Genomic DNA, 24,520 nt, shown 5'->3' on the forward strand with positions numbered 1-24,520 from the left:
TTTCTAACAAAAGTGAATTTGCAGCAACCGTTATAAAGCAGCGCAATAATAAGTTCCAGCGCTTTAAAATCAACTAACCCGCTCGCTGATACCCATCATTTAATTGAACGTCAATAGCGCGAAGCACGGCCGTTCGGTTAATTGAGCCTAGAAGCACACCATCATCATCTACTACCGGGTAAACCCGCGGCTTCTCCTTAAGCAGTAATTGCGCTAACTCTATCACTGACATGTAAGGCTTAACTGAAACCACCGGCGTTTTCATGATTTCCCCTACCCTACAAATTTGCTCGCGATAGTAGCTAGAAGCAATCATTTGAGCGATACAATCCTGCTCCGATAAAAAGCCCACCACTTTTCCCTTTACATCGAGCACAGGCCCACCACTTTGCCCACTGGCCAATAGCACTTCAACAGCCTGCGCTACTGGCATATCGACATTAAGTTTGACTGGGTGAGTATTCATATAATCACTGACTTGCAACGATTCCATTTTCGATTCTCCAGCCGTGGCGCCTAATGTGACCGATACTGCGACTTATTGGGCGTTACGGCACTTCAATTATTATTAACCACTTGTGAAAGCAATTTTCCCTCACACTTAAAGATTAGACGTTTCATAGGAGACAAGCCAGCAAAATTAACATTAAAATAACAACCATTTTCTGGTATTTAGTCTTTATAAATAGCCACGGTTACTTCGCCATTTATGTCGATGCTCGCACGGTACATACCCGCTGAATTAAAAGGCATCGCGATATTGCCTTTCCCGTCGATGGCTATTACGCCACCATCACCACCAGCCTTTACGAGTACATCATTAACCACGGTATTAGCTGCGTCGTTTAGTGTTAACCCTTGATACCTCATTCGCGCACAAATATCTGCTGCTACATTGTATCGGATAAAGTATTCGCCATGTCCGGTAGCCGATACGGCGCAGCTTGCATTATCGGCATAGGTACCTGCACCAATAACGGGGGAGTCGCCGATGCGCCCAAATCGTTTCGCCGTCATTCCACCCGTTGATGTTCCGGCGACAATGTTGCCCTCGCCATCTAATACCACCGCGCCTACGGTTCCAAAGCGCTCGTTACCCTGCTGTGTACCATACCCATTTGAAGCTTGTTCCATACGGGCTTTCGCTTTATCTAAAGCCTGCTTGCGAAACTCAGTATCAAAAACCGAGTTATCCACTTGCTCAAGACCGTTTTGTTTTGCGTATTGTTCGGCGCCTGTGCCAGAAAGCATGACATGGGGGGATTCGTTCATTACAAGTAGTGCCGCCTCTATTGGACTTCTGATTGTCTTAACACCTGCAACAGCACCTGCGTTTTTACTTCCGCCATGCATGATAGACGCGTCGAGTTCATGCTCTCCGTCAAAGGTATACACGGCACCAATGCCAGCGTTGAACAAAGGTGAGCTTTCAAGAATTTTAATGGTTTCAACCACCGCCACTTCACCTTTTGCGCCGTCTTGCAGCAAGGCATAACCGTGCTTTACTGCTTGGGTTAATACCTTTTTATAAGCGGCCTCTTTTTCAGCCGTCATCGAAGACTTTAAAATAGTGCCAGCTCCGCCGTGAATGGCGATGGCAACCTGTGTACTTTCTTGGTGAGCATCAGCCGCTGATGCGTTAGTACTAACAATCGCTAGCGAAGCTGCTAAAGCGCTGATTACACATAGCGTATGTCGAACTTTATTGGACTGGCGAAAAATGCGAGAAAGGTTCAAACGGTTCACTCCTTAAAAAGTTATAAAACACCGCTTGTTTTCGTGGCAGATGAAACCAACACAAACGAGCGATGTGATTATCGTATTTATAGCGAATTAAGATGACACACTAAAAGATGATAATCTAGGCTACTTCAAGAAGTTCTAAGAATGTATTGAGATCGTCGCCGATAGATGGAAGCAACGCCTTTACTTTCACCCAATCGGCTACCTTTGATAACTCCCAAAGTGTTTCAAAATCTTTTTGCAATTGAACGGCACCTATATCTGCAGACATCCCTTTGAGTTTAAGAGAAAGGACTTGTACCTGTGAAAAGTCTTGTTCTTCAGCGGCCCTTTCTAAAAGTTTAAATTTTTCTGGTGCGCTTTGAGAATAAAGCTCACAAACCCGCGAGAACAACGCTTTATCTCCCATAATGCGAGCTATAGCATCCTCTTTTTCCCAACAGTCATTACTTATTGTATCCGTTTGCTCGTTAGAAATACTTTCCGGCGTACCTAATTCGTCACTAGGCTCAGAACGAACAGGAGCATCAGTGCTTTCCTGTGATTCGTTTGTAACGTTCATAGACTCAGCACTTTGTCCAAGGTCTCTATCAATAGCACCAAGCAGGCTGTCTACTAAGGGAGGCGCCGACGCACTATTACTCGTTTTATTTACAGGTTCTGAAAGAGAAGTGTTGGTGCCCTCAGCGCTTTGAGTACCAACTTCTGAAATTTCAAGCGCGGTACCTGCTAATTTGGTAACTTGATTTACCAACCACTGCCTGACTTTAGGAATAAGCACATCTGCAATAATCGGTTTAGTAGCAAAGTCGTCCATACCTGCTTCTAGGCACTTTTCTTTTTCGCCTAGCATAGCGTTTGCCGTCATCGCTATAATGGGAACATCGGCATGCATTGCACCAGCTTTTCCCTCTCGAATAGCACGGGTTGCCTCGTAACCATTCATTTTAGGCATTTGGCAATCCATTAAGATACTGTGAATTCGACGACCTTTCTCATCGCATTTACGCAGAAAAGCAACCACTTCTTCGCCGTCTGCGCAGGTATATAATTTACAAGGTAAGCACTCTAGAACGCCCTTAGCCACTTCCCTGTTTATCATGTTGTCGTCAACGATAAGCAGATGCGTATTTTCAATTGAAAAATGTGATTTAACTTGCTCTTCTGCCTTATTTTCGACTTCTGGTGTACTACTATGGCTGTCTTCAGTAGTGACTTTTTTAATCAAACCACTGTATTTAACAGCATCTACACCTTGCTTTACCGTTTCAAACGTAGAGCGGAAAAGGGGTTTGGGTAAATACAAGGGCGTTAAATGCGTAAACTCATAGGGTGCCCCTTCTAGCTTTTGCAGAATATAGACAACGGGCATTGTGCTAGCCTTTCCGCCTTTTTCACTTCGTTCCCACTCTCTGTCAATTTCACCAATTAATGTGCTGGATTCATCAAGTAAAAGAACGTCGTAATCTTTCCATTGAATAGCGCTAGCAGGGCCATTTAAGACTTGTGGAGTAGCCCCTACATACTCAGCAAGTTTACATATGTGCGCTTGCAGCGGTAAATAAGCAGATGAAACGCCAACGTTAACCTTACTAAGAAGTGCCTTCTCGTCTTCATTAATTTGGTCGGAATCTGCTGACTTGCCCGATCTAGTATCGGGAAGTGAAATGTAAAACGAAAACTTACTTCCCTTTCCTAATTCCGACTCGAAGGTAATGTCCCCACCTAATAATTGGCACAACTGCTTGCAGATAGATAATCCCAGTCCTGTACCGCCGTATTTTGTTGCCACAGAGGCGTCAGCCTGCGTGAAGGCAGAAAAAAGCTTGGGCTGATTTTCTTTTGATATACCAACACCTGTATCTTCAACACTAAAATGTAACTTTTGAACGTCGGACACCGGTTCGCTTAAAAACAGTTTTAATTTGACGTGCCCTGTTTTAGTAAACTTTATCGCATTGTTTAGTAGATTACTTAATACTTGGTTAATTCTGTGAGGATCTGAGTTAACTTCTATCGATGGTATCTCTGAGGTATCAACCAGTAACTCTAGCCCTTTACCTGCCGCCTTTATAGCGAACACTTTAGCAATAGACTCAATAAGAGAGAGTAGTTCGAAATTTTGCTGGTTAATATCCAGCTTGCCCGCCTCTATCTTTGAAAGGTCTAGTACATCGTTTATAAGCACGTTTAAGTTATTACAGCTGATTTCCATCATGGAAACTAACTGCTCTGCCTTTTCGTTAAGCGGTTGGCGTTTTAATAAAGCTAAAGAACCAACTACCCCATTGAGGGGGGTGCGCATTTCATGACTAATATTAGAAATAAACGAACTCTTTACCTTGCTTGCTTTACGCGCTTCTTGCGTGGCCTCTACCAACTCTTTTGTTCTGCTTACCACTTTTTCTTCAAGCTTTAAGTTAACTCGTTCAATAGCGTCTTTTGCTTTTTGTTCCTCTGTAACGTCTCTAATTACTACGGCAACACCAGAAAACTGTGAATGCTCTCCCCATATTGTTGACGCGGTAATCAACAGCGAATGCTCTTTTTTATCATCATCTACATAAGGCTTGGTAAAGGTGACTTGCTTACCACCTTCAACGAGCACATCCTCTAGCCCCAGCAGTGATAATGGCGCAAAAGACGAATAATGATGATTGATGATTATTTGGGAAGGGATCCCAAAAAGTGACTCCGCCGCTTTGTTCCAGCTTTTGACAATTCCGGTGGAGTCCACACTAAAAATGGTATCTTTTGAAATATCGACAATAGCGACTGATTCACCGCGCACTTTGGCTAATTCAATATTCTTTTTATTACTGCGATATACAAAAAGCAGAATGCTTACAAAGATAATCGAGATGACGCTAATCACGCTGTAAACGCTCAGACGTTTTTCGTTTATCAACGCACTCACTTGGGTTTGCGGTAGAAGTATGTGTAGGTAAAAGCCTGTGCCCTGTTCTTTGGCACCTAGTGTGAACGCCCTAGAAACAGCGTAATGTACGCTCTGATTTTCATTTCTAGGCGTAATCTTGTTCCGACCGTTGAATTGAGATACTGAGAATTCGCTTTGCCATGTTACAGAAGGGTTTAAGTCTTTTGAAAAAGATTTTTGGCTATCGGGATGTACTACAAAATATCCATCTCGGTCAGTAACGTAGAGCGACTGGTTGCTAGTTAAAGTTTTGGTCATCTGAGAAAGCAGATATTGTGCGTTGACGTTCATGATTAGAAATCCGTAGCGCTCGCCACTTTCACTGAAGATGGGTAAAGAAAGCCGAATGACGCTCTTGTAGGGGTATTCTAGTTTCCCATATTCCCGATTCAAGTTGATATCGGAAATGTAAAATTGACCTTTATTACTTTTAACGCTTTCAATGAAATAATTTCGTGTTGCTTTCGCCTGTAGATCAGTACTGCTGGCTATTAAAACACTCCCACCTTTGCGCTCGACCCTTAAGAATTCTTTCCCCTCTTCGTCTGCCTTAATGACCCTCAACTGATCGATTTCTGTGTTATTTTCGATAAAAGCAACAAATATAGTTTCTAAGCGATGCTTCCACTGGTCAAGCGTAGTGCCATCTTTAGGATCTAACTTATTGTTCTGCGTGGCTCTAACTATTCCGCTTATGGGCGGCGTTTGGTGCAAAAAGTTAAGGGCGTTGAGATATTTAATTAGCTGCGTTTCGGCGACATTTTCCACGCTTAAGGCGCTTTTCTCTAAAGCCTGATAGGCCTGACTTTCCGCCGTCGCTTTTATGTTGCTTTCAAACAAACTAACAACCAACACAATCAGCAAGGTAGCAAGCACAACAGCCAATATAAAAGTACTTTTAGCTTCGTTAAACGCAGGTTTAGATGGTAGGACCGACAAGCCAATAATTTCCGTATAACTTGTAATAACCTAAAGCTAGTCAGAGATGTTTTGTTGCGCAAGTTTATAGTCTAAAAATCTTATATAAAAACAAACGACAAAACCGTTAGTTACAACGCCACTATAGCATTTCGAATGTCTTAATTATTGGGCACAAAACCAACAGCATTTGGTATTAAAATTGTCGCGGTGTACACTGCGTGCAAGGTTTTACTAATAAGCAATGGTGGTTATGCACGCACCTACATTTTTGTGGCACGATTTTGAAACATTTGGCACCAGCCCACAAAAAGATCTTCCCTGCCAATTTGCCGCAGTCAGAACAGATATGGATTTAAATGTTGTTGGAAAGCCCATCAACATTATGAGCGCCATTGCTAATGATTATCTACCTCACCCAGAGGCATGTTTGGTTACTGGCATTACGCCACAGCAAACCATAAGAGATGGGTCAAACGAAGCGGATTTTGCAGCGCGAATTTACCAAGAGATGTCTACACCAAACACCTGCAGTGTAGGATTTAACAGCATTCGCTTTGACGATGAAGTGTCGCGCTATCTGTTTTACCGCAATTTTTACGATCCCTATTCTCGGGAATGGAGAAACGGGAATAGCCGCTGGGATATTATTGATTTAGCAAGAGCGTGTTATGCGCTTAGACCGGAAGGAATCAATTGGCCAGAACGAGAAGATGGTACGCCTAGCTTCAAATTAGAATCGCTCACTGCAGCTAATAACATTGGCCACGAAAATGCACACGATGCGCTAAGCGATGTCTACGCAACCATTGCTTTGGCAAAGCTTATAAAAGAAAAGCAGCCTCGTTTATTTGAGTATGCATTGTCGCTTCGCAATAAACATACGGTTATGCAGCAAATTGACTTAAGCAAACCATCGGTACTCTTGCATATATCCTCTAAATTACCGGCCTCTCAGGGATGTTGCACGTGGGTAATGCCGATTGCTAAACACCCAACCAATTCTAATGCGTTTATAGCGATAGATTTATCCCATGATATAGACAGCGTGTTAAACGACACAGCCGAAGAGATAAGACAGGCACTTTACGCGCCAGCGGATACGTATTCAGATACTAAAGAACGACCTGGTCTTAAACTTATCCACATTAATCGCTCTCCTTTTATTACCACAGCCAAAGCGATGACTGAGGAAAATGCCGCTAGATTAGGTCTTGATAGAGAGCGCTGCCTAGACAATTATAAAACACTCGCAAACACCAAGGATCTTGCTGCTAAGCTTGTGGATGTGTATGACGAAGAACGCGACAGTACAGAGCATGACGTAGACCATGCCCTGTACAGCGGTGGTTTCTTAAATGACGAAGATAGACGTTGGTGCGAGCGTGTTATTGATGCAGCCCCTGACGACCTTGCCACCTTAAGCGATGAAACCCAGCATGAAGGCTTGCGCAAACAGTTGTTTCGTTATCGTGCGCGCAACTACCCTAATACACTTACCGCTGATGAGATGACGAAGTGGCAGTATCACCGTCAGGCTCGGCTAACAGATCCCGCGTTTGACGGCTCAATTACATTAGAAAACTATATGATGAGGCTTGAGGCGTTAGCCCACGAGCACAGTGACAACCCTGACAAGCAGGCCATACTGCGCGCCCTGTATCAGTATGCTAAAAACCTTTGACGGAGGTTTTATAACATCATAAATTAATGATAGTTGAACAAAGGCGGTAAAGGATAAAACGTAGTCAAGGAATTGATGACTTCCGCCGATAATAACAATACACGCGCGTAAGGGAATAAGTAGTCATGAATGGCGTTACAATAAGCTTCGACAAATCAAGAACCTATATAAACATTATGCTCGATCCTTCTGAATTTACATCAGAAGTGAATATCCGTGATGTTAGACAGCAGTTGGAAAGTGGCGAAACCAAACGTCTGTATGTGTCAGAAAAAGCGTTGAAATCAGCCTGTGAAACGGCCAACCATTACTTTAAAACAGGTGATGGTACTGTGGTTCAAGAACGCATTGGTGAGCGCAAAAACGCCGAAGTTGAATTTCGGGTGCCTGAAGACGGCATGATTGCGAATTTGGTCCTCACTACCCCCTATGGCGGTAAACTCCCATCCCTTGCGACAGTTAAATCATTAGCGGTCAAAAATAGAGTGATTCGAGGTGTTAGCACTAAAAAAATAGACGCCATGCTAAAAGCCGCAAGAAATGCGGCGCCTGGCACTGTACTAGAGGAAACCATAGCTAAAGGGCTTCCTGCTCGAAATGGCAAAAACTCCAAATTTATTCCCCTTGTTCCGAACGCACTTGAACGAATACTAAGACCGCAAACGAACGAAGGTGAACGAGTTGACATGCGCAACTTAGGCGAAGTGATATGCGTGAAAATAAACACGCCTGTTCTGCGCCGTACCCCACCTACAAAAGGTCGTTCTGGCTTTGACGTGAAAGGAAACACAATATCAGCCACTCCTGGTGAATGGGTAGACTTTAAAATGGGAACAGGAACGGTGGTGTCTGATAGCGACGCAAACCTATTAATGTCATCCATTTCAGGGATGCCTAAATACCGTGACCAAGTTATGAATATAGATGATACCTTTATTTGTAATGGCGTTAACGTTGGGTCAGGGCATGTAAATTATGAAGGTGCTGTATTAGTTAATGGCGATGTCACCGAGAAAATGCAAATTAAAGCGGCCGGTGACGTTACTATCAACGGTTTCGTAGAGTCGGCTTACATTGAGTCGGGCGGCGACATTATTATCACCGAAGGTGCTATGGGCAAGGTGAACGATAAGCAAGGTGACTACCAATGCAAACTCGTTGCCGCGGGAAGCATTCACGTTCAGCATGGTCAAGGCATCGATATTCAGTGCGCTGGGAATATAACTGTTGGTAGACAGCTTGCTTACAGTCGTCTGCGCTGCGGTGGTGCGGTAATTGTGGGGCAAATTGATAAACCCATGGGCAATTTGTTTGCTTGTGACATTATTAGTCAAGATAGGGTTGAAGCAGGAACACTCGGCGCTGTTTCTGGAAGTACGTTAAAAGTTGATTTTAGCCCTGGTTTTAATCAGCTGCTAGAGCGCAAAGATTCCCTTGATGAGTTATTAAGGCAAATTCGCGAAAATAACCTAAAGCACAAAGAAAAAATCGACCTTATACAAGGTAAAAAGATTCCTAGAGAGCTACAGCGCAAGGCAGCGGAAGCGCTCGAGCTTTTTAACAACGAAAGCGCGCTTCTTGAATGGTTAGAGAACAAAGTTAACGACGTAAAAGCCGCAAAAGAAAACTATCAAACAGATATTAAACTTATTGCCAATAAAAGACTCTACCCAGGTGTTTCAGCCAAATTAAATAACAGAAATTGGCGTTCTGAGAGGGAATACGACCGCGCCCAAATTCACTACGACTCGCACCAATGGCATTACGAGCCAATTATTTAGATGATGTTTAGGCTAGCGAAGCCGGCTTTTTAGGCTTCGCACCTCTACCTTTCTATTTAGCCGTAGAGTAATCCACTTTTACTGAGCAATGGTCACATTACCGTAGCCCTGCCGCTTAGACTGATAAAGCGCTTTTATAGTGCGTTCAAGCCAATCTGGGAACTCTTCTGAGTCTCGCAATTCAGCCATACCAATCGCAATTTTGTATTTATCATTCAAAAGATAGTGGGTATCCATGCACTCCAACAGCCTATCTGCAAGCGTTTTTGCTGAGTCTAAATGGGTCTGTGGACAAAGCACGACGAACTGCTCACCATTAAACCTTGAAACAATATCAACGTCTCTTACAGTATTAAGGCAGTTCTGAGCTGCGGTCTTCAACATGTCTTCTCGAATAGAAGGGTCGTGAGAAAATAGATCTTCATCAACAGGCGTTAAATCAATGGCGATTAATGTAGCGGTAGTATGAAACCGATGGAAGCGTGATATCTCTTCTTCAGCCCGCTGTATCATGTGGTTACGGTTATAAAGACCGGTGATCGCATCGTAAGCTGAAAGAAAACCTAATGTTTTGTTTTTCTCTAACAACGTGGCTTGAAGCGCACTTATCTCTTCATTTTTTTGTTGAATTATACGCTTGTAGCCGCCCACATGACGGTTTCTCGAAATTAGCCACAACAAGCCCAACAATACAATTGCTGAACTTAATATCATCACAGCATAGTTGCGGCTGTAACGGATTTGCACGTTGTTCCATTGTTTGTAAATTTCTACTTTCTTTGTCTCTGGAATGCGCTCTATTGCGAGATTAAGTTTATTGACTAAATGACTGAACGACTTATTAACGCCAAATGCGAGAGAGTCAAAGGGTTCGGCGTAACCGACAATGTGCAAATCTTCGAGTTCAAGGTTATTAATGTGCATATTCACACTCATTAATGAACCTACCATTACGTCAAATTCACCGTTTGCGAGTTGCTTAAGGCCTTCCTCCTCAGATGGGATGAGTTTTAGACGTAATCCCGGGTAATGACGAGAAATATACTCGACTTGGCGGTAACCCTGCACAATACCTACCGTACGATTTCCGATTCCTGAATAGCCCTGCAGCATAGGCGTTCCCGTGCGGGCCACCAAGACATTTGGCGCCTCAAAATAAGGCACACTAAAATCTAAAAACTGCTTGCGATAATCAGACGTGTTCATCATAGGAATGACTTGGCACTTACCTTGTTGAACGAACTCTAGGCTTTCCTGCCAACTCTGTGTAGAAACAAGCTTGAACTTAAGCTCGCTTAGCTCAGCAATAAGCTGCATATACTGGGCTGAGATACCCACATGGATGCCATTTCTTATCGCTTCATAAGGCGCCCAATTGGGGTCGATACAATAGGTTACTTCAATTGAATTTTGAGATGCTAATGGTTGCTCAGGTGCAGCTTGCAAAAACGCGCTAAAAGCGGATCCTACAAACAACACTGTGCAAAGCAGGCCTTTTCTTATTTTTCTCAACTGCACACCCAAAAGAATAATTACATCAATAACAAGTCAACCGCGAAGTATTAAGGTTAAATGCAAAAAATGCAATAAATTCGATTATTTAGTCATTATTTAGTCATTATTTAGTTATGTGACACGCTGCTGTTGCTTGAACTCTTCCCGATCATAGCGCTTTTCACTAATGATAGCAGCCAAAGCCGTTACCGCTTTTTCAACATCGGCAAAACTTAAATACAGCGGCGCAAAGCCAACACGAAGTATATTTGGAGCACGAAAATCAGCAATGACACCTTCAGCTATCCACGCTTGGCAAATGGCATAAGCATCATCGTGGGCAAACGCAATTTGGCTACCTCGATTATCTAGCGACGGGCTTACCACCTTAAGCTCGTCTAATAACCCTGCTCTTTTAGCTTCAGCGATAAAATAGGCTTGAAGCTTTTTAGATTTTTCATCAATGGCTTTAATCGAAACGTCTTCAAACACATCAAGGGCAGCATCTAAAATGCTCATGCCAATAATGCCTGGCGTACCACACAAGTTCTGTTTGATTGAAGTATCAGGGGTGTAGTCGGGAGAAAATGAAAATGGCGAGCTATGGCCCATCCAACCTGATAGAGGCTGTTTATAAGCGTCCTGATGTCGTCGAGCAACATAAATAAATGCAGGTGCACCTGGACCGCCATTCAAATATTTATAGGTACAACCCACGGCGAAATCTACATTGCATTCATCTAGGGCTACAGGAAACGCGCCCGCGCTGTGTGCCAAATCCCACAGCGTAAGTATTCCTTTATTATGCGCTTGCTCAGTAATACCCTTCATATCAAGCTTCAAACCACTTCTGAAGTTTACCTGAGTCAACATCAGCACTGCGATATCTTCGTCAAGCTGGGCACCAACACTGTTTTCATCCACGTACCGAATACTGTATTCAGCGCCCAGTAAATCGAGCAAACCTTGAACCATATAAATATCGGTGGGGAAATTGTTCCTTGTTGTGGCGATGACTTTTCTTTCAGGGTGCATTTTTAAGGCAGCACTAAGCACCTTAAACAAATTAATTGATATCGAGTCGCAGCATATTACTTGGCGTTGCTTGGCGCCAATAATTGTACCAATTTTGTCACCCACCTGCTGAGGTAGTGAAATCCACTGATGCTTGTTCCAGCTTGTGATTAGGCCCTCACCCCACTGATTTTTTACCACCTCACCGGCGCGCTCTTCCGCTTTCTTGGGTAAGGGGCCAAGAGAGTTACCGTCAAGATAGATAGTATTGTTTGGCAACGAGAATTCGCCCGCCTTGCTAAAAAGCGGATCTTTTTCGTCAAGCTGCTCAGCAGAAAAAACCTTATTCATCATGTTGGCTCATAACCTCAAGTAAAGCATCAAAGGACGTTGATTCTGGATGTAGCCAATCAAAATGACCACTGTTCGTTATTATTCTTTTTTTTGCACCGGGCATTGTAGCGTGGTGTTCGGGTACAATACTATCTTCGTTGCCTTGCAATAATATTACCGGAGGCTTGATTGCCGCTGCATCAGGCGTAGCCGTTTGATATTCACGTTTGTTTTCAGTGGGCATTCCCCCCATAAACTGCTGCGTGGCTGTCTGACAATTATTTTCGCCAAGTGCATAACTTTGCACATTCGTTATAGCGGCAAGGCCTATTACTTTTTTAATACTTTTACTTACTTCGCTACTCGATAGTTGCTGTGCGGCAAGTAAGCCAAGATGCCCGCCAGCAGAGTGCCCTACCAAATATATGTTGCCACTAACGCCTGTAGCTTCAATATTCTCAATCGATGCCTTCACAGCACTTGTAACATCTTCCAAACTACCAGGCCAACCACCGCCTACATCGCCTACGCGCCGATACTCCATTGCATAGACACCCATCCCAAGCTCTGCCAAGGCATGATAAAACCCTTTAGCATGGTCATAGCCGTATGCATTAAGCCAACACCCGCCATGAACGAAGATGACGGCGTACCCAGCAAACTCATTTTCATCCCCACCGCGGCCATGCCATACATACACAGTCTGTAGCGGGTCATCCCCATAGCTGAATTGGCTGTCATGCTCTGATGTTGGCAAGACACCCAACGCAGAATATGGCACTTGGGTCAGTGTGCGAGGTATTTCATGCGAATGGGCGTTTACATCAATATTTGGATGGGTGTCATCCAAAGCGTTTATCGGGGATAAGTTCGCGTCATTAGCATGGGTGTCTTTGTAATTCGGCGTTGTTTGGGTGACACCCAACGTAAAAGTTAACTCTTGCGGGCCTGCATGCAACTTCGAGTTTGCATGGGTGTCATTAGAAGGAGCACTCGAAGCGCCACTAGATACTAAACTTCGTTCACTTGCGTGGGTGTTATCGTAAGTTACACGGTCACTTGCGTGGGTGTCATTGTTAGTTACACGAGGTATTTCATGCGAATGGGCATTTACATCAATATTTGCGTGGGTGTCATTCGAAACGTTGTTCGAAGATAAGTTCGGGTCATTAGCATGGGTGTCATTAGAAGGAGCACTCGAAGCGCCACCAGATACTAAATTTCGTTCACTTGCGTGGGTGTCATTGTTAGTTACACCCAGCTCATTCAGAAGTGGAGTCGCATCAGTATTTACGGCCGGCAATAGCGACGCTAATACAGCTAATGTGATTGGAGAGATAGCTTTGATATAAGATTTCATATTGATAGTTTTTATTTCAATTAAATCATAGAGTACCAAGTAAATGGTGGCACTCTATGATTAATTTTTTAACATCTTATCGCCGGTCTTTGATTAGATCATTTCAACAGCCAGTGCTACGCCTTCACCACCACCAATACATAAGGAAGCAATACCTTTTTTCCCGCGACGTTGCTTAAGCGCGTGCAGCAGAGTTACCAAAATACGTGCGCCTGATGCACCGATTGGGTGGCCCAATGCACATGCACCACCTTTCACGTTCACTTTATTTTCATCAAGCCCAAGTTTCTTGACTGCCAGCATAGTCACCATTGCAAAAGCTTCGTTAATCTCAAACAAATCAACTTCTTCTTTTGTCCAGCCCGCTTTATCCAACACCTTTTCCATTGCTCCAACAGGTGCCACAGTAAAGTTTTCAGGTTCAATAGAATTTGTAGCGTGAGCAACTACACGTGCCAGTGGCGCTAAACCAAGCTCTTTCGCTTTACTCTCACTCATAACAACCAGTGCTGCAGCACCATCGGAGATTGAGCTTGAGTTTGCCGCAGTGACCGTACCGTCTTTTTTAAAAGCAGGTCGTAAAGTTGGTATTTTTTCAGGACGTGCTGAACCCGGGCCTTCATCGGTATCAACCACGGTGTCGCCCTTTCTAGACGAGATTGTTACCGGCACTATTTCATCAACGAATGTACCGCTATTTATTGCTTCATGTGCTTTTGAAAGCGAGCTTAGTGCAAATTCATCCATTTCTCCGCGAGATATGTTTTCTTCATCGGCCGTATCTTGCGCAAAACATCCCATTGCTTTGCCATCATAAGCATTTTCTAGCCCATCGAGCATCATGTGATCTAGCACTTTGCCATGTCCCATGCGATAACCCGTTCTTGCTTTAGGCAGCATGTAGGGCGCATTACTCATGCTTTCCATTCCACCCGCTACAACTGATGTTGCACTACCCGCTTTGATTAGGTCATGCGCCATCATTACCGCTTTTAAGCCCGAGCCACATACTTTATTAATGGTTGTAACACCGGCGCTTAACGGAAGCCCCGCCCCCAGTGATGCTTGTCGTGCAGGTGATTGGCCAAGGCCTGCGGGTAATACACACCCCATAATGACTTCATCAATTGCAGAGACATCCATACCTTCACAGGCTGCTTTAATCGCAACTTCTCCAAGTTTGGTCGCAGTAAGCGAAGACAAATAACCGTTAAAACCACCCATTGGTGTGCGTTTAGCCGCGACAATAACTACTGAATCTTTACTCATAACCGTGCCCTTAAAATTCATTTAAATTATAGAGTTAAGTGAAGAAGGCCGCATAGATGTATACAAAAGTAAACACCTCTAATAGCGGCTATGCTTTGCCTTCACCATGAAAAATTGACGTTAGCAAAATGTTACTTTACCTTAACGTAAAATGTAATTAACGTTAACGTAAACCTGTACCAGGTATGTGTCAACCAAACACTACGTTTTAATATAGTGGTATGAAAAAGATGCTGCTTTAAAACAATAGTGCGATTGCGAAGACACCCAACCTACTACAGAAAAATTAATTACAAAGACACCCACGCAAAGATAAGGGTGTTAAACAGCGCTAAAAACAAGGTACGTGTAATGAGCAAGTACGAAGACGAAACAACATATGCAATAGGTGAACTCGCGCGAGAGTTTGACATCACTCCTCGTTCAATTCGTTTTTATGAAGAGCAAGGGCTAATGTCGCCGTCCAGAACTGGCCAGAATCGCGTTTATTTAAACAAGGACAGAGTGCGCTTAAAGCTTATCTTGCGCGGAAAACGCTTAGGTTTTTCCCTCGCTGAAGTCAAAACACTGTTCGACATGTACGACACTAACCCCAACTCGGCCATTCAGCTAGAGGCCATGCTTGAAATGACTGAGCAAAAAAGAGCAGTGCTTAAACAACAATTAGAAGATATTCAGATGCTAATGACAGAACTGGATGATGTTGAAGCACGCTGCCGTGAAGAACTCGCAGAATTAAAACGAGGAAATATCGCATGAACACCTCCTACCCTACTTTGAATTTTGGACTTGGTGAAGACATCGAGATGTTACGTGACCAGGTCTACCAATTTGCACAAAATGAGATTGCCCCTCTGGCTGAGCAAGCAGACGCAGATAACCAATTCCCAAATCAACTGTGGACTAAGCTAGGCGATATGGGTTTATTGGGTGTAACTGTTTCAGAGCAATACGGTGGCTCTGACATGGGCTATCTCGCCCACACTATTGCGATGGAAGAGGTTAGCCGCGCATCAGGTGGTATCGGATTGAGCTACGGCGCACATTCAAACCTATGCGTTAATCAAATTTTTAAAAATGGTAACGACGCTCAGCGTGAAAGGTACCTTCCTAAGCTAGTAAGCGGTGAACACATCGGTGCGTTAGCAATGAGTGAACCTAACGCAGGTTCTGACGTCGTTAGCATGAAATTAAAAGCTGAAAAGCGCGGCGACAAGTACATTCTCAACGGTAATAAAATGTGGATAACGAATGGCCCTGATGCACATACTTTTGTTATCTATGCAAAAACCAACCCTGATGCCGGCCCAAAAGGTATCACAGCATTTATTGTGGAGCGTGACTTTCCGGGCTTTAGTCGCGCGCAAAAGCTCGACAAACTTGGCATGCGCTCGTCTAACACTTGCGAGTTAGTGTTCGAAGATTGTGAAGTACCAGCCGAAAATATTCTTGGCAAAGAAGGCGAAGGCGTTCGTGTACTAATGAGCGGCTTAGATTACGAGCGTCTTGTTTTATCCGGCGGCCCACTCGGCATTATGCAATCGTGCATGGATATTGTTGTTCCTTATATTCACGACCGCCAGCAGTTTGGTCAGTCAATCGGTCAATTCCAACTGGTACAGGGCAAAGTCGCTGATATGTATACACAGATGAATGCGGCTCGAGCCTATGTATACACCGTTGCACAGTCTTGCGATCGCGGTGAAACAACACGCAAAGATGCGGCTGGCGCGATTCTCTACTCAGCAGAACTGGCCACAAAAATGGCATTAGACGCTATTCAGTTACTAGGGGGTAATGGCTATATCAATGAATATCCTACTGGCCGCCTATTACGTGACGCCAAGCTTTATGAAATAGGTGCAGGTACATCGGAAATCCGCCGCATGCTTATCGGCCGCGAGCTTTTCAACGAATCTAAGTAGATCGGTTTTACGGGTGGAAGGCAAATTCTATTGAACAAAGAAAGATTAAACGCTCTTTGCTTTATAGAAATTAGCAAGACACCCACCCTAAATCTTATTAGGTACATTCACGAAAGCTGAACTTTATTTATAGGCCAATGAATTACAAAGACACCCACCGCAGCGAAAGTACTTAGCATGGGTGTCTCGCTAATCATATTGCTAACTAGTGGTTAATGCGACAGCCGTCGCATACGCCTAACACAAGGAGGGGTTATGCCCGTTCTTCGCTCAAGTATAAATACGAAGTCCGAAACATTTATCGCAAACGCCGAGCACATGCAGGCTCAGGTAAATGATTTAGTCGAAAAAATAGAACAAATTTGTCAAGGTGGTGGAGAAAAAGCAGCCGAACGCCACATTTCGCGAGGGAAACTACTACCACGTGACAGAATAAACGCCCTCATCGATCCGGATACTCCATTTCTCGAAATAGGCCAGTTAGCAGCCTGGGAAGTATATGAAGACTATGTGCCCTGTGCAGGGGTTGTTGCCGGTATCGGTATTGTTGCTGGCATCGAGTGCATGATTGTAGCTAATGATGCCACTGTCAAAGGCGGGACTTACTACCCTCTAACCGTTAAAAAGCACCTTCGAGCTCAAACCATCGCAGAGCAAAATAACTTACCTTGTATTTATCTTGTGGATTCAGGTGGTGCTAACTTACCGCGCCAAGATGATGTATTCCCCGACAGAGATCACTTCGGCCGCATATTCTTCAATCAGGCGAATATGTCTGCAAAGAATATCCCACAAATTGCGGTAGTTATGGGCTCCTGTACAGCAGGTGGCGCTTATGTTCCTGCTATGGCTGATGAAAGTATTATCGTTAAAGAGCAGGCGACTATTTTCTTAGGTGGGCCACCTCTTGTTAAAGCAGCAACAGGTGAAGTGGTAACTGCAGAAGAACTTGGTGGCGGAGACGTCCACACTCGTATTTCGGGGGTTGCTGATCAGTTAGCCAACAATGACCATCATGCACTTTCTCTAGCCCGAAATGCTATATCAAGGTTAAACCGAAAGAAACCTCAAGACTTAGACGTTGCTGCGGTGAAACCTCCACGCTACGACACAAAAGAGATATATGGCATCGTGCCTGCCGATAGTCGTCAGACTTATGACGTGAGGGAAATTATTGCTCGAATCGTTGATGATTCAGATTTCGATGAATTCAAACCCCTTTATGGCACTACTCTTGTTTGTGGATTTGCACGCATATTCGGTTTTCCTGTCGGCATTGTTGCGAACAACGGCATACTTTTCGGTGAAAGTGCGCTCAAAGGTGCTCATTTCGTCGAGCTTTGCGCAATGCGAAAAATACCCCTCGTGTTTTTGCAAAACATCACCGGATTTATGGTTGGTAAGCAATACGAACATGGCGGGATCGCAAAACACGGTGCCAAAATGGTAACCGCTGTAGCGTGCGCGAATGTACCAAAACTCACTGTGCTTATCGGCGGAAGTTTTGGTGCAGGTAACTACGGCATGTGCGGCAGAGCCTATGACCCACGCTTTCTTTTCATGTGGCCAAATGCTCGCATCTCTGTGATGGGCGGTGAGCAAGCAGCAGGTGTTCTCGCACAGGTAAAACGCGACCAAAAAGAGCGTTCTGGCGAATCTTGGAGCGCAGAAGAAGAGAAAGCATTCAAACAACCCGTTGTTGATACCTACGAAAAGCAAGGACATCCATACTATGCATCTGCAAGGCTTTGGGACGATGGCGTTATTGACCCGGCGGATACGCGATTAGTGCTTGGGCTATCGCTGTCAACGACTCTCAACAAGCCTATCGAAGACACCCAATTTGGCATATTTAGAATGTAGGAGTTCGGGTTATGGAACAATCAGTTATTTACAGCGTAGATGATAGAAATATTGCCACTGTTACTTTAAACAGAGCTGAAAAACACAATGCTTTCAACGATGAAATGATAATCGAGCTGACTCGTGTGTTTAAAAAAGCGGGCGAAGACGAAAACGTGCGTGCGCTTATTTTAAGAGCGGAAGGTAAAAGTTTTAGCGCAGGCGCCGATCTTAACTGGATGAAGAAAATGGCCAGTTATACCGAAGCGCAAAATGAAAGTGACGCTCTTGGATTAGCAACCATGCTGCAGACGCTTTATAAAATGCCAAAGCCCACAATAGCGAGAGTACAAGGTGCAGCTTTTGGAGGCGCAGTTGGTTTAATTGCCTGTTGCGATATTGCTATTGGAAGCAAGCTCAGCAAATTTTGCTTAAGCGAAGTTAAAATAGGCCTTATCCCAGCGACTATCAGCCCTTACGTTGTTGAAGCAATGGGCGCACGAGTGTGCCGACGATACTTCCAGACCGCTGAAGTGTTTTCTGCGCGTAGAGCACGACGACTAGGTTTATTAAGCGAATCAGTTACCGAAGATGAGCTAGATAGCACTATAGATGACATTGTATCAAACATACTGAAAAACGGCCCTCAAGCAGTGGCGAAAGCAAAAGACTTGGTGCAATGGGTGTCTACGCAAGAGATTAACGATGCCCTTCTCACAAAAACGAGCAAGCTTATTGCACAAGTTAGGACTTCTGATGAAGGTCAAGAAGGTTTGTCAGCCTTTTTAGAAAAGCGCAGTGCGTCATGGGTGGAGGTACAAAATGATAAATAAATTACTAATCGCAAACCGTGGCGAAATAGCCTGCCGCGTTATAAAGACAGCCAACGCACAGGGCATCAAAACCGTAGCTGTTTATTCAGATGCTGATGAGAATGCGCTTCATGTACAAATGGCTGACGAAGCAGTTTATTTAGGGCCATCTCCGTCAAAAGAAAGTTACTTACGTGGTGAACTCATTATTGAGAAGTCGAAAGAACTTGGTGTAGATGCAATCCATCCAGGTTATGGCTTTCTCTCTGAAAATGCCGAATTTGCAAATCTGTGTGCAGAAAACAATATTATCTTTGTAGGTCCCCCCGCATCTGCAATAGAAGCGATGGGTTCCAAATCTGCCGCGAAGCACATCATGGAAAAAGCAGGCGTTCCATTGGTTCCAGGCTATCATGGCGACGAACAAAGTGAAGCAGTGTTGAAAGGCGCTGCCGATGAGATGGGCTATCCCGTGCTTTTAAAAGCCGCAGCTGGTGGCGGCGGTAAAGGCATGCGCCAAGTGTGGAGCGAGAAAGAATTTTCTCAGGCTTTAAACGCCGCTAAACGTGAATCTATGGCCAGCTTTGGTGACGATCATATGCTGGTTGAAAAGTACCTAACCCGCCCTCGCCATGTTGAAATACAAGTCTTCTGTGACACCCATGGTAACGGTGTATATCTTTTCGAGCGTGATTGTTCGGTGCAACGCCGTCACCAAAAAATTATTGAAGAAGCGCCAGCGCCTAATATGTCTCAGTCAGTGAGAGAAAAAATGGGCGAAGCGGCGATACTGGCGGCGAAAGCAATTAATTACGTAGGTGCAGGAACTGTAGAGTTCTTACTTGATGAAGACGATTCATTTTACTTTATGGAAATGAATACGCGCTTGCAGGTAGAACACCCTGTTACAGAAATGATTACCCGGGAAGATTTGGTTCACTGGCAATTAACTATTGCTGAAGGTAAGCCCCTACCTAAGCAACAAAAGGAACTTACTCTAACAGGACACGCATTCGAAGCACGTATTTATGCTGAAAATCCGAACAACGAGTTTCTACCTTCCACCGGCACGCTGTGCCTGTTACGCACACCACAAGAAAATGACGTAGTCCGTGTTGATACTGGCGTTGTGGAAGGCGATGAGGTAAGCGTTTTCTATGACCCTATGATTGCCAAGCTTGTAGTTTGGGGAGAGAACCGTGAGATAGCCCTTAAGCGCCTAATTAGTGCGTTGGGCGATTACTATATTGACGGTGTAAGCACAAATATTGACTTCCTAAAGCGCGTCGCTACCCACCCGGCATTCGGTGCTGCTGAGTTGACAACTACATTTGTTGAAAAGCATAACGATTCGTTGTTTAACCATATAGCTAGCGAAGACACCCATTCTAATATTCCAGCGATGGCGTTACTTTCCCTATTAAATAGAAAAATTACCTTGAGTAATCGCACACCTGAAGTATGGTCCACTGCAGGTGCGTGGCGGCCTAATGGAAATCACCAAGAAACCCTTACGTTGATTTGCGGCCAAGAAGAGGTCCGCGTTGATGTGAAACATCTACTACACGGGAGTCAGCCTATCTGGGAGCTAACGGTAGCTAACGAAAGCTTCGAAGTAAAAGGAAAAATCATAGAAAACACGCTGAAAGCGACAATCAATGGATACAAATCGACGTTTTCGTTTTCAGAAAATAATGGCGTTTTTACTCTTTTTAACAAAGACACCCATGCTAAATTTAGTGTAGTTTCACCCTCGTTAGGTGATCATAACAGTGATGGTGATGATGCCAATTTAAGTGCTCCTATGAATGGAACAATAGTTGCGCATTTAGTTGAAAAAGATCAGCAGGTTAAGAAAGGTGATCCAATTTTAGTCATGGAAGCGATGAAGATGGAGCATAGTATCATTGCCCCACACGACGGCTCAGTAGAAGAGTTCTTCTTCAAACCTGGTGAACTAGTTGATGGCGGGGCCACGCTATTGGCATTTTCGAACAAAGAAGCTGCCGAGGTTTAATGTGACGTTTCCTAAAGAAGTAAGCATTGTCGAAGTGGGCCCTCGAGACGGCCTTCAAAATGAAAAGCAGACTTTAAGGGTTGAGCAAAAGGTAGAGCTTATAAAGCTTCTATCAGAAACTGGCCTAAACCGCATTGAGGCTGGTAGCTTTGTTTCGCCCAAATGGGTGCCTCAAATGGCGAATTCAGGTGAGGTTATTAAAGCGCTAAATTCGAAGGCGAATATTCGTTATTCTGCGTTGACCCCCAACCTTAAGGGGCTAGAAGCGGCTATAGAATCGGGAGTGAAAGAGGTTGCAGTATTTGGTGCAGCATCTGAGTCTTTTTCACAAAAGAATATCAACTGCTCAATAAGCGAAAGCTTAAAGCGTTTCGAAGCGCTGTTTGAACTAGCCAATCACAATAATATAAAAGTCAGAGGTTATGTCTCGTGCGTAATGGGCTGTCCCTATGAAGGTGATATCTTACCTAAAGCTGTAACACAGGTCAGTAAAGAGCTGATTGATATGGGATGTTACGAGGTTTCACTAGGCGATACTATTGGGGTGGGCACTCCAAAAGCGACTAGTGTAATGCTTGATGATGTACTAAAAGAGATCGATGTCAGCAAAATTGCAGCTCACTTTCATGATACTTATGGGCAGGCATTAGTTAATTTATATACGGCTCTAGGATATGGTGTTTCTACCATAGATTCGGCTGTTGCAGGACTAGGAGGTTGCCCTTATGCCAAAGGGGCCAGCGGTAACGTCGCAACTGAAGATGTCCTGTATATGTTGAATGGCATGGACATTTCCACAGGAGTGAACATGAATAAGCTGCTTGTAGCCTCATCGTATATTTCTGACGTATTGGGTCGCTCGCCTGTATCGAAATCAGCCAACGCGCTTTTGGGTAAATAGCTTTTATTTACGGGCCATGAATTCATGTATCCGTTTTATGAAGACACCCACCCTAAATATTTAGAATATTTTTAAGATGGGTGTCTCCACAAGCTTTCGTTCTATACCAAGCTCTGAAGAATGGATGTCTCTAGTAGCTGCAGCCCCTTTAGGATGGGTGTCTTTGTAAGCTATCCCCCGTTATCGACGTGTGACGATAAAAACCACTCTTTTGTTCAGGTCACAGAGCAGCGCCTCCGATGGTAAGGTCTGCTCAAGTAATATGACCTTGCTGGATGAAAAAAGTGGCGCAAAGCAGAAAATCTCTCATTAGCCTTCAAGACACTCCTTACTATCACTGCATATCTCGCTGTGTAAGGCGCAGTTATCTGTGTGGATACGATCGAAACAATAACGTTAGTTATGAACATAGAAAATCATGGGTAGAGAAAAGGCTTCTATTCTTAAGTAAAATTTTCTCTATAGATATTTGTGCTTATGCGGTAATGAGCAACCACGTTCATGTTGTTCTATGCGTAAATAAAAGCGCTGCGCTTTCGTGGCCGACAGAAACTGTCTTACAGCAGTGGCATAAAATGCACAAAGGCACCCTCCTCACTCAAAAATATATGAAGGGCGAATTACTTAGAGATAGTGAATTAGATGCAGTTAAAGCTACAGCTGAAGTTTATAGAAAACGTCTCTTTGATATCAGTTGGTTTATGAGGAACTTAAATGAGTTTATTGCAAGAAAAGCTAACGAAGAGGATAACTGTACCGGCAGATTTTGGGAGGGGCGCTTTCGTTCACAGGCTTTATTGACTGAAAAGGCTCTACTTTCCTGTATGGCTTATGTCGATTTAAACCCAATTCGTGCAAAGGCTGCAACAAACATACAGAACTCGTATCACACTAGTATACATACCAGGCTAGCTTCAAACGCATTGAATAACAAACCGATTAAAGGGCTAATGCCTTTTAAAAGTCAAAGGTTAAGTAAGAACCACCGCTGCTTAAATTTCACCCTCAATAACTATTGTGAGCTTCTCGATGACTCTATTAAGTTACTCACTGATAATAATAAAGAAACCGCAACACACGAAAGTGATGACGACATAAAGCTAATCGGCCTCGGCAAACCTCATTGGCTCAAAGTCATCAATAATTTTGAGAGCACTTTTTCTTTTGCTGCTGGAGACACAGCATCCATGCAGAAATTCAAAGAACGTACTCATAGAAAGCGAATGGCCAAACAGAAAGCAGCATCGCTCTGCTTCGACCTTAAATCTACTTCTCAGAAGGTAGAATTACAGTCATAACAACTGCCACCAAAAGTACTAATGCCATAATATAAACTACTGAAAATGGTAAAACAGGGGTTAGCGCAGCGTAGAGAGCACCAAATGCTAATAAAATTACTCCTATCGCAGTGTTAGAAAAACCGACTAATTCAGTTCGCTCATGCCCATCTTTAACGTCTAAACTATATGTTTTTCTCCCCGTCCGTACTCCTGTATGAGCAATTGAAAGCAAAAAGAATAGAAATGCCGATGTGACAACAGAGGTGGACTGCAAGTAAAGAAGCCCTCCACATGAACACAGTGCCAGCAAACCAGATAACCGTAGCGTTAATTTTGCACTTTTATCAGCAAGCCTACCCCAAATAATCGAAGATAAAAGCGCAGCCGCAGCCTCAGCACCTATATAAATTGGTAGCAACTCTTGCGCGTTACCATTTTTTTCGATCATGAAATAGGGAGCAACGAGCGCCGAATGCACGAAAAGCCCCCTTACCAGAATAAATTTATAAACAGTAGAATCAAAGTTGATACTAAACGTTTTCTCTTCGTCGCTACCGGTGTCCACACTTGTCTTGATGGGCCACACACATACCAAGGTCAAAACAAAGGAGAGTAAACTTCCACCTAAAATTAGCAGAAGTACGTTTGAAGAAAGGTTGTCATTTAAAATAACCAAAGGTATTGAAATTACGAGCGTAACCACCCCAGAAATAGTAGAGGCCGTCCCTATCAGATTGCCGCGTTTTCCTTTTTCAGCGACATCTGCTTCCATATCTTTCACAGTTAACGAGCACGCCGAACGACCTAAACTTAGAAATATAAGAGAGGCTAGGAGCAAAGCGCCTGCTGTGAAGCTAGAAAAGAATATGACCGAAAATAGCATACCGACTACAGCAAATGCCTGTATTGCCATACCAATGCGCCAAACGATATGCCGTTGCGTGTGTTTTCGAAGATAGACGCTGATAAGAACTTGGGGAAGAAGCGCCCCTGATTCTCTGATAGGAACTAACCACCCCACCATCCAAAGTGGGGCACCAACGCTTAGAAGTACCGCCGTCAAGGTGGTCTTAGCTGATATTAAAAGGTCGGCTAACTTATTAAGTGAAAGGCCGGCAATAAGGAGATTTTTTTCTTTCATGGACGATGCCACGTACCGTAAACCAATCTGATGTTTACGGCACTTTTATATTTTCAGATCAAAACGTT

The 24,520-nt window shown here is 43.9% G+C and carries 17 protein-coding genes; 9 read left to right on the top strand and 8 right to left on the bottom strand.

Features of this window, described 5'->3' with window-relative positions; translation table 11 throughout:
* Positions 1-73: 73 nt before the first annotated feature.
* The 3 genes from ACYTPF_RS01730 to ACYTPF_RS01740 form a co-directional block, all read right to left on the bottom strand.
* Entirely contained in the window at positions 74-493 is a 420-nt protein-coding gene (locus tag ACYTPF_RS01730) for a CBS domain-containing protein (protein WP_025254932.1), read from the bottom strand.
* Between the two features lie 179 nt (positions 494-672).
* Entirely contained in the window at positions 673-1,737 is a 1,065-nt protein-coding gene (locus ACYTPF_RS01735) for an isoaspartyl peptidase/L-asparaginase family protein (RefSeq protein WP_461850978.1), read from the bottom strand.
* 124 nt (positions 1,738-1,861) lie between these two features.
* Positions 1,862-5,620, bottom strand: coding sequence for an ATP-binding protein (locus ACYTPF_RS01740; protein WP_461850979.1), 3,759 nt, complete (start codon positions 5,618-5,620; stop codon positions 1,862-1,864).
* A 232-nt stretch (positions 5,621-5,852) separates the two neighbouring features.
* Between ACYTPF_RS01740 and sbcB the strand changes: the two genes are divergently transcribed.
* The gene (sbcB, locus tag ACYTPF_RS01745; RefSeq protein ID WP_461850980.1) at positions 5,853-7,283 is read left to right on the top strand and encodes an exodeoxyribonuclease I; all 1,431 of its coding nucleotides are present in this window, start codon (positions 5,853-5,855) and stop codon (positions 7,281-7,283) included.
* A 125-nt stretch (positions 7,284-7,408) separates the two neighbouring features.
* On the top strand, positions 7,409-9,064 hold the full coding sequence (locus ACYTPF_RS01750; protein WP_461850981.1) for a FapA family protein: 1,656 nt from the start codon (positions 7,409-7,411) through the stop codon (positions 9,062-9,064).
* Between the two features lie 78 nt (positions 9,065-9,142).
* Here ACYTPF_RS01750 and ACYTPF_RS01755 read toward each other — a convergent pair whose 3' ends face one another.
* The 4 genes from ACYTPF_RS01755 to ACYTPF_RS01770 form a co-directional block, all read right to left on the bottom strand.
* Entirely contained in the window at positions 9,143-10,576 is a 1,434-nt protein-coding gene (locus tag ACYTPF_RS01755; protein WP_461850982.1) for a diguanylate cyclase, read from the bottom strand.
* A 114-nt stretch (positions 10,577-10,690) separates the two neighbouring features.
* The gene (gene kynU / locus ACYTPF_RS01760) at positions 10,691-11,926 is read right to left on the bottom strand and encodes a kynureninase (RefSeq protein WP_461850983.1); all 1,236 of its coding nucleotides are present in this window, start codon (positions 11,924-11,926) and stop codon (positions 10,691-10,693) included.
* Positions 11,916-13,265 carry an alpha/beta hydrolase family protein gene (locus ACYTPF_RS01765; protein WP_461850984.1) on the bottom strand — a complete coding sequence of 450 codons (1,350 nt, stop codon included), beginning with the start codon at positions 13,263-13,265 and terminating at the stop codon, positions 11,916-11,918. The genes kynU and ACYTPF_RS01765 overlap by 11 nt, the downstream gene beginning before the upstream one ends.
* A 93-nt stretch (positions 13,266-13,358) precedes the next feature.
* Positions 13,359-14,534: a thiolase family protein gene (locus tag ACYTPF_RS01770; protein ID WP_461850985.1), complete on the bottom strand. Its 1,176-nt coding sequence runs from the start codon at positions 14,532-14,534 to the stop codon at positions 13,359-13,361.
* 351 nt (positions 14,535-14,885) lie between these two features.
* Between ACYTPF_RS01770 and ACYTPF_RS01775 the strand changes: the two genes are divergently transcribed.
* The 7 genes from ACYTPF_RS01775 (at position 14,886) to ACYTPF_RS01805 (ending at position 23,329) form a co-directional block, all read left to right on the top strand.
* Positions 14,886-15,293 carry a MerR family transcriptional regulator gene (locus tag ACYTPF_RS01775; protein ID WP_179983106.1) on the top strand — a complete coding sequence of 136 codons (408 nt, stop codon included), beginning with the start codon at positions 14,886-14,888 and terminating at the stop codon, positions 15,291-15,293.
* The gene (locus ACYTPF_RS01780) at positions 15,290-16,459 is read left to right on the top strand and encodes an isovaleryl-CoA dehydrogenase (protein ID WP_179983105.1); all 1,170 of its coding nucleotides are present in this window, start codon (positions 15,290-15,292) and stop codon (positions 16,457-16,459) included. Before ACYTPF_RS01775 ends, ACYTPF_RS01780 begins: the two co-directional genes overlap by 4 nt.
* Before the next feature lie 255 nt (positions 16,460-16,714).
* Complete coding sequence (locus ACYTPF_RS01785; protein WP_461850986.1) at positions 16,715-18,322, top strand: carboxyl transferase domain-containing protein; 1,608 nt, start codon at positions 16,715-16,717, stop codon at positions 18,320-18,322.
* A gap of 11 nt (positions 18,323-18,333) precedes the next feature.
* Positions 18,334-19,134, top strand: coding sequence for an enoyl-CoA hydratase/isomerase family protein (locus tag ACYTPF_RS01790; RefSeq protein WP_461850987.1), 801 nt, complete (start codon positions 18,334-18,336; stop codon positions 19,132-19,134).
* Complete coding sequence (locus ACYTPF_RS01795; protein ID WP_461850988.1) at positions 19,124-21,130, top strand: acetyl/propionyl/methylcrotonyl-CoA carboxylase subunit alpha; 2,007 nt, start codon at positions 19,124-19,126, stop codon at positions 21,128-21,130. Before ACYTPF_RS01790 ends, ACYTPF_RS01795 begins: the two co-directional genes overlap by 11 nt.
* Complete coding sequence (locus tag ACYTPF_RS01800) at positions 21,078-22,031, top strand: hydroxymethylglutaryl-CoA lyase (RefSeq protein ID WP_461850989.1); 954 nt, start codon at positions 21,078-21,080, stop codon at positions 22,029-22,031. The genes ACYTPF_RS01795 and ACYTPF_RS01800 overlap by 53 nt, the downstream gene beginning before the upstream one ends.
* Before the next feature lie 284 nt (positions 22,032-22,315).
* A complete protein-coding gene (locus tag ACYTPF_RS01805; protein ID WP_461851526.1) occupies positions 22,316-23,329 on the top strand; it encodes a transposase in 1,014 nt (337 codons plus the stop codon).
* Here ACYTPF_RS01805 and ACYTPF_RS01810 read toward each other — a convergent pair.
* Positions 23,298-24,452, bottom strand: a complete 1,155-nt coding sequence (locus ACYTPF_RS01810) for an MFS transporter (protein ID WP_461850990.1) — start codon at positions 24,450-24,452, stop codon at positions 23,298-23,300. The two genes, ACYTPF_RS01805 and ACYTPF_RS01810, sit on opposite strands and share 32 nt — an antisense overlap.
* Between the last annotated feature and the right edge of the window lie 68 nt (positions 24,453-24,520).

The sequence above is a fragment of the Alteromonas sp. HB246098 genome (genome assembly GCF_054890645.1).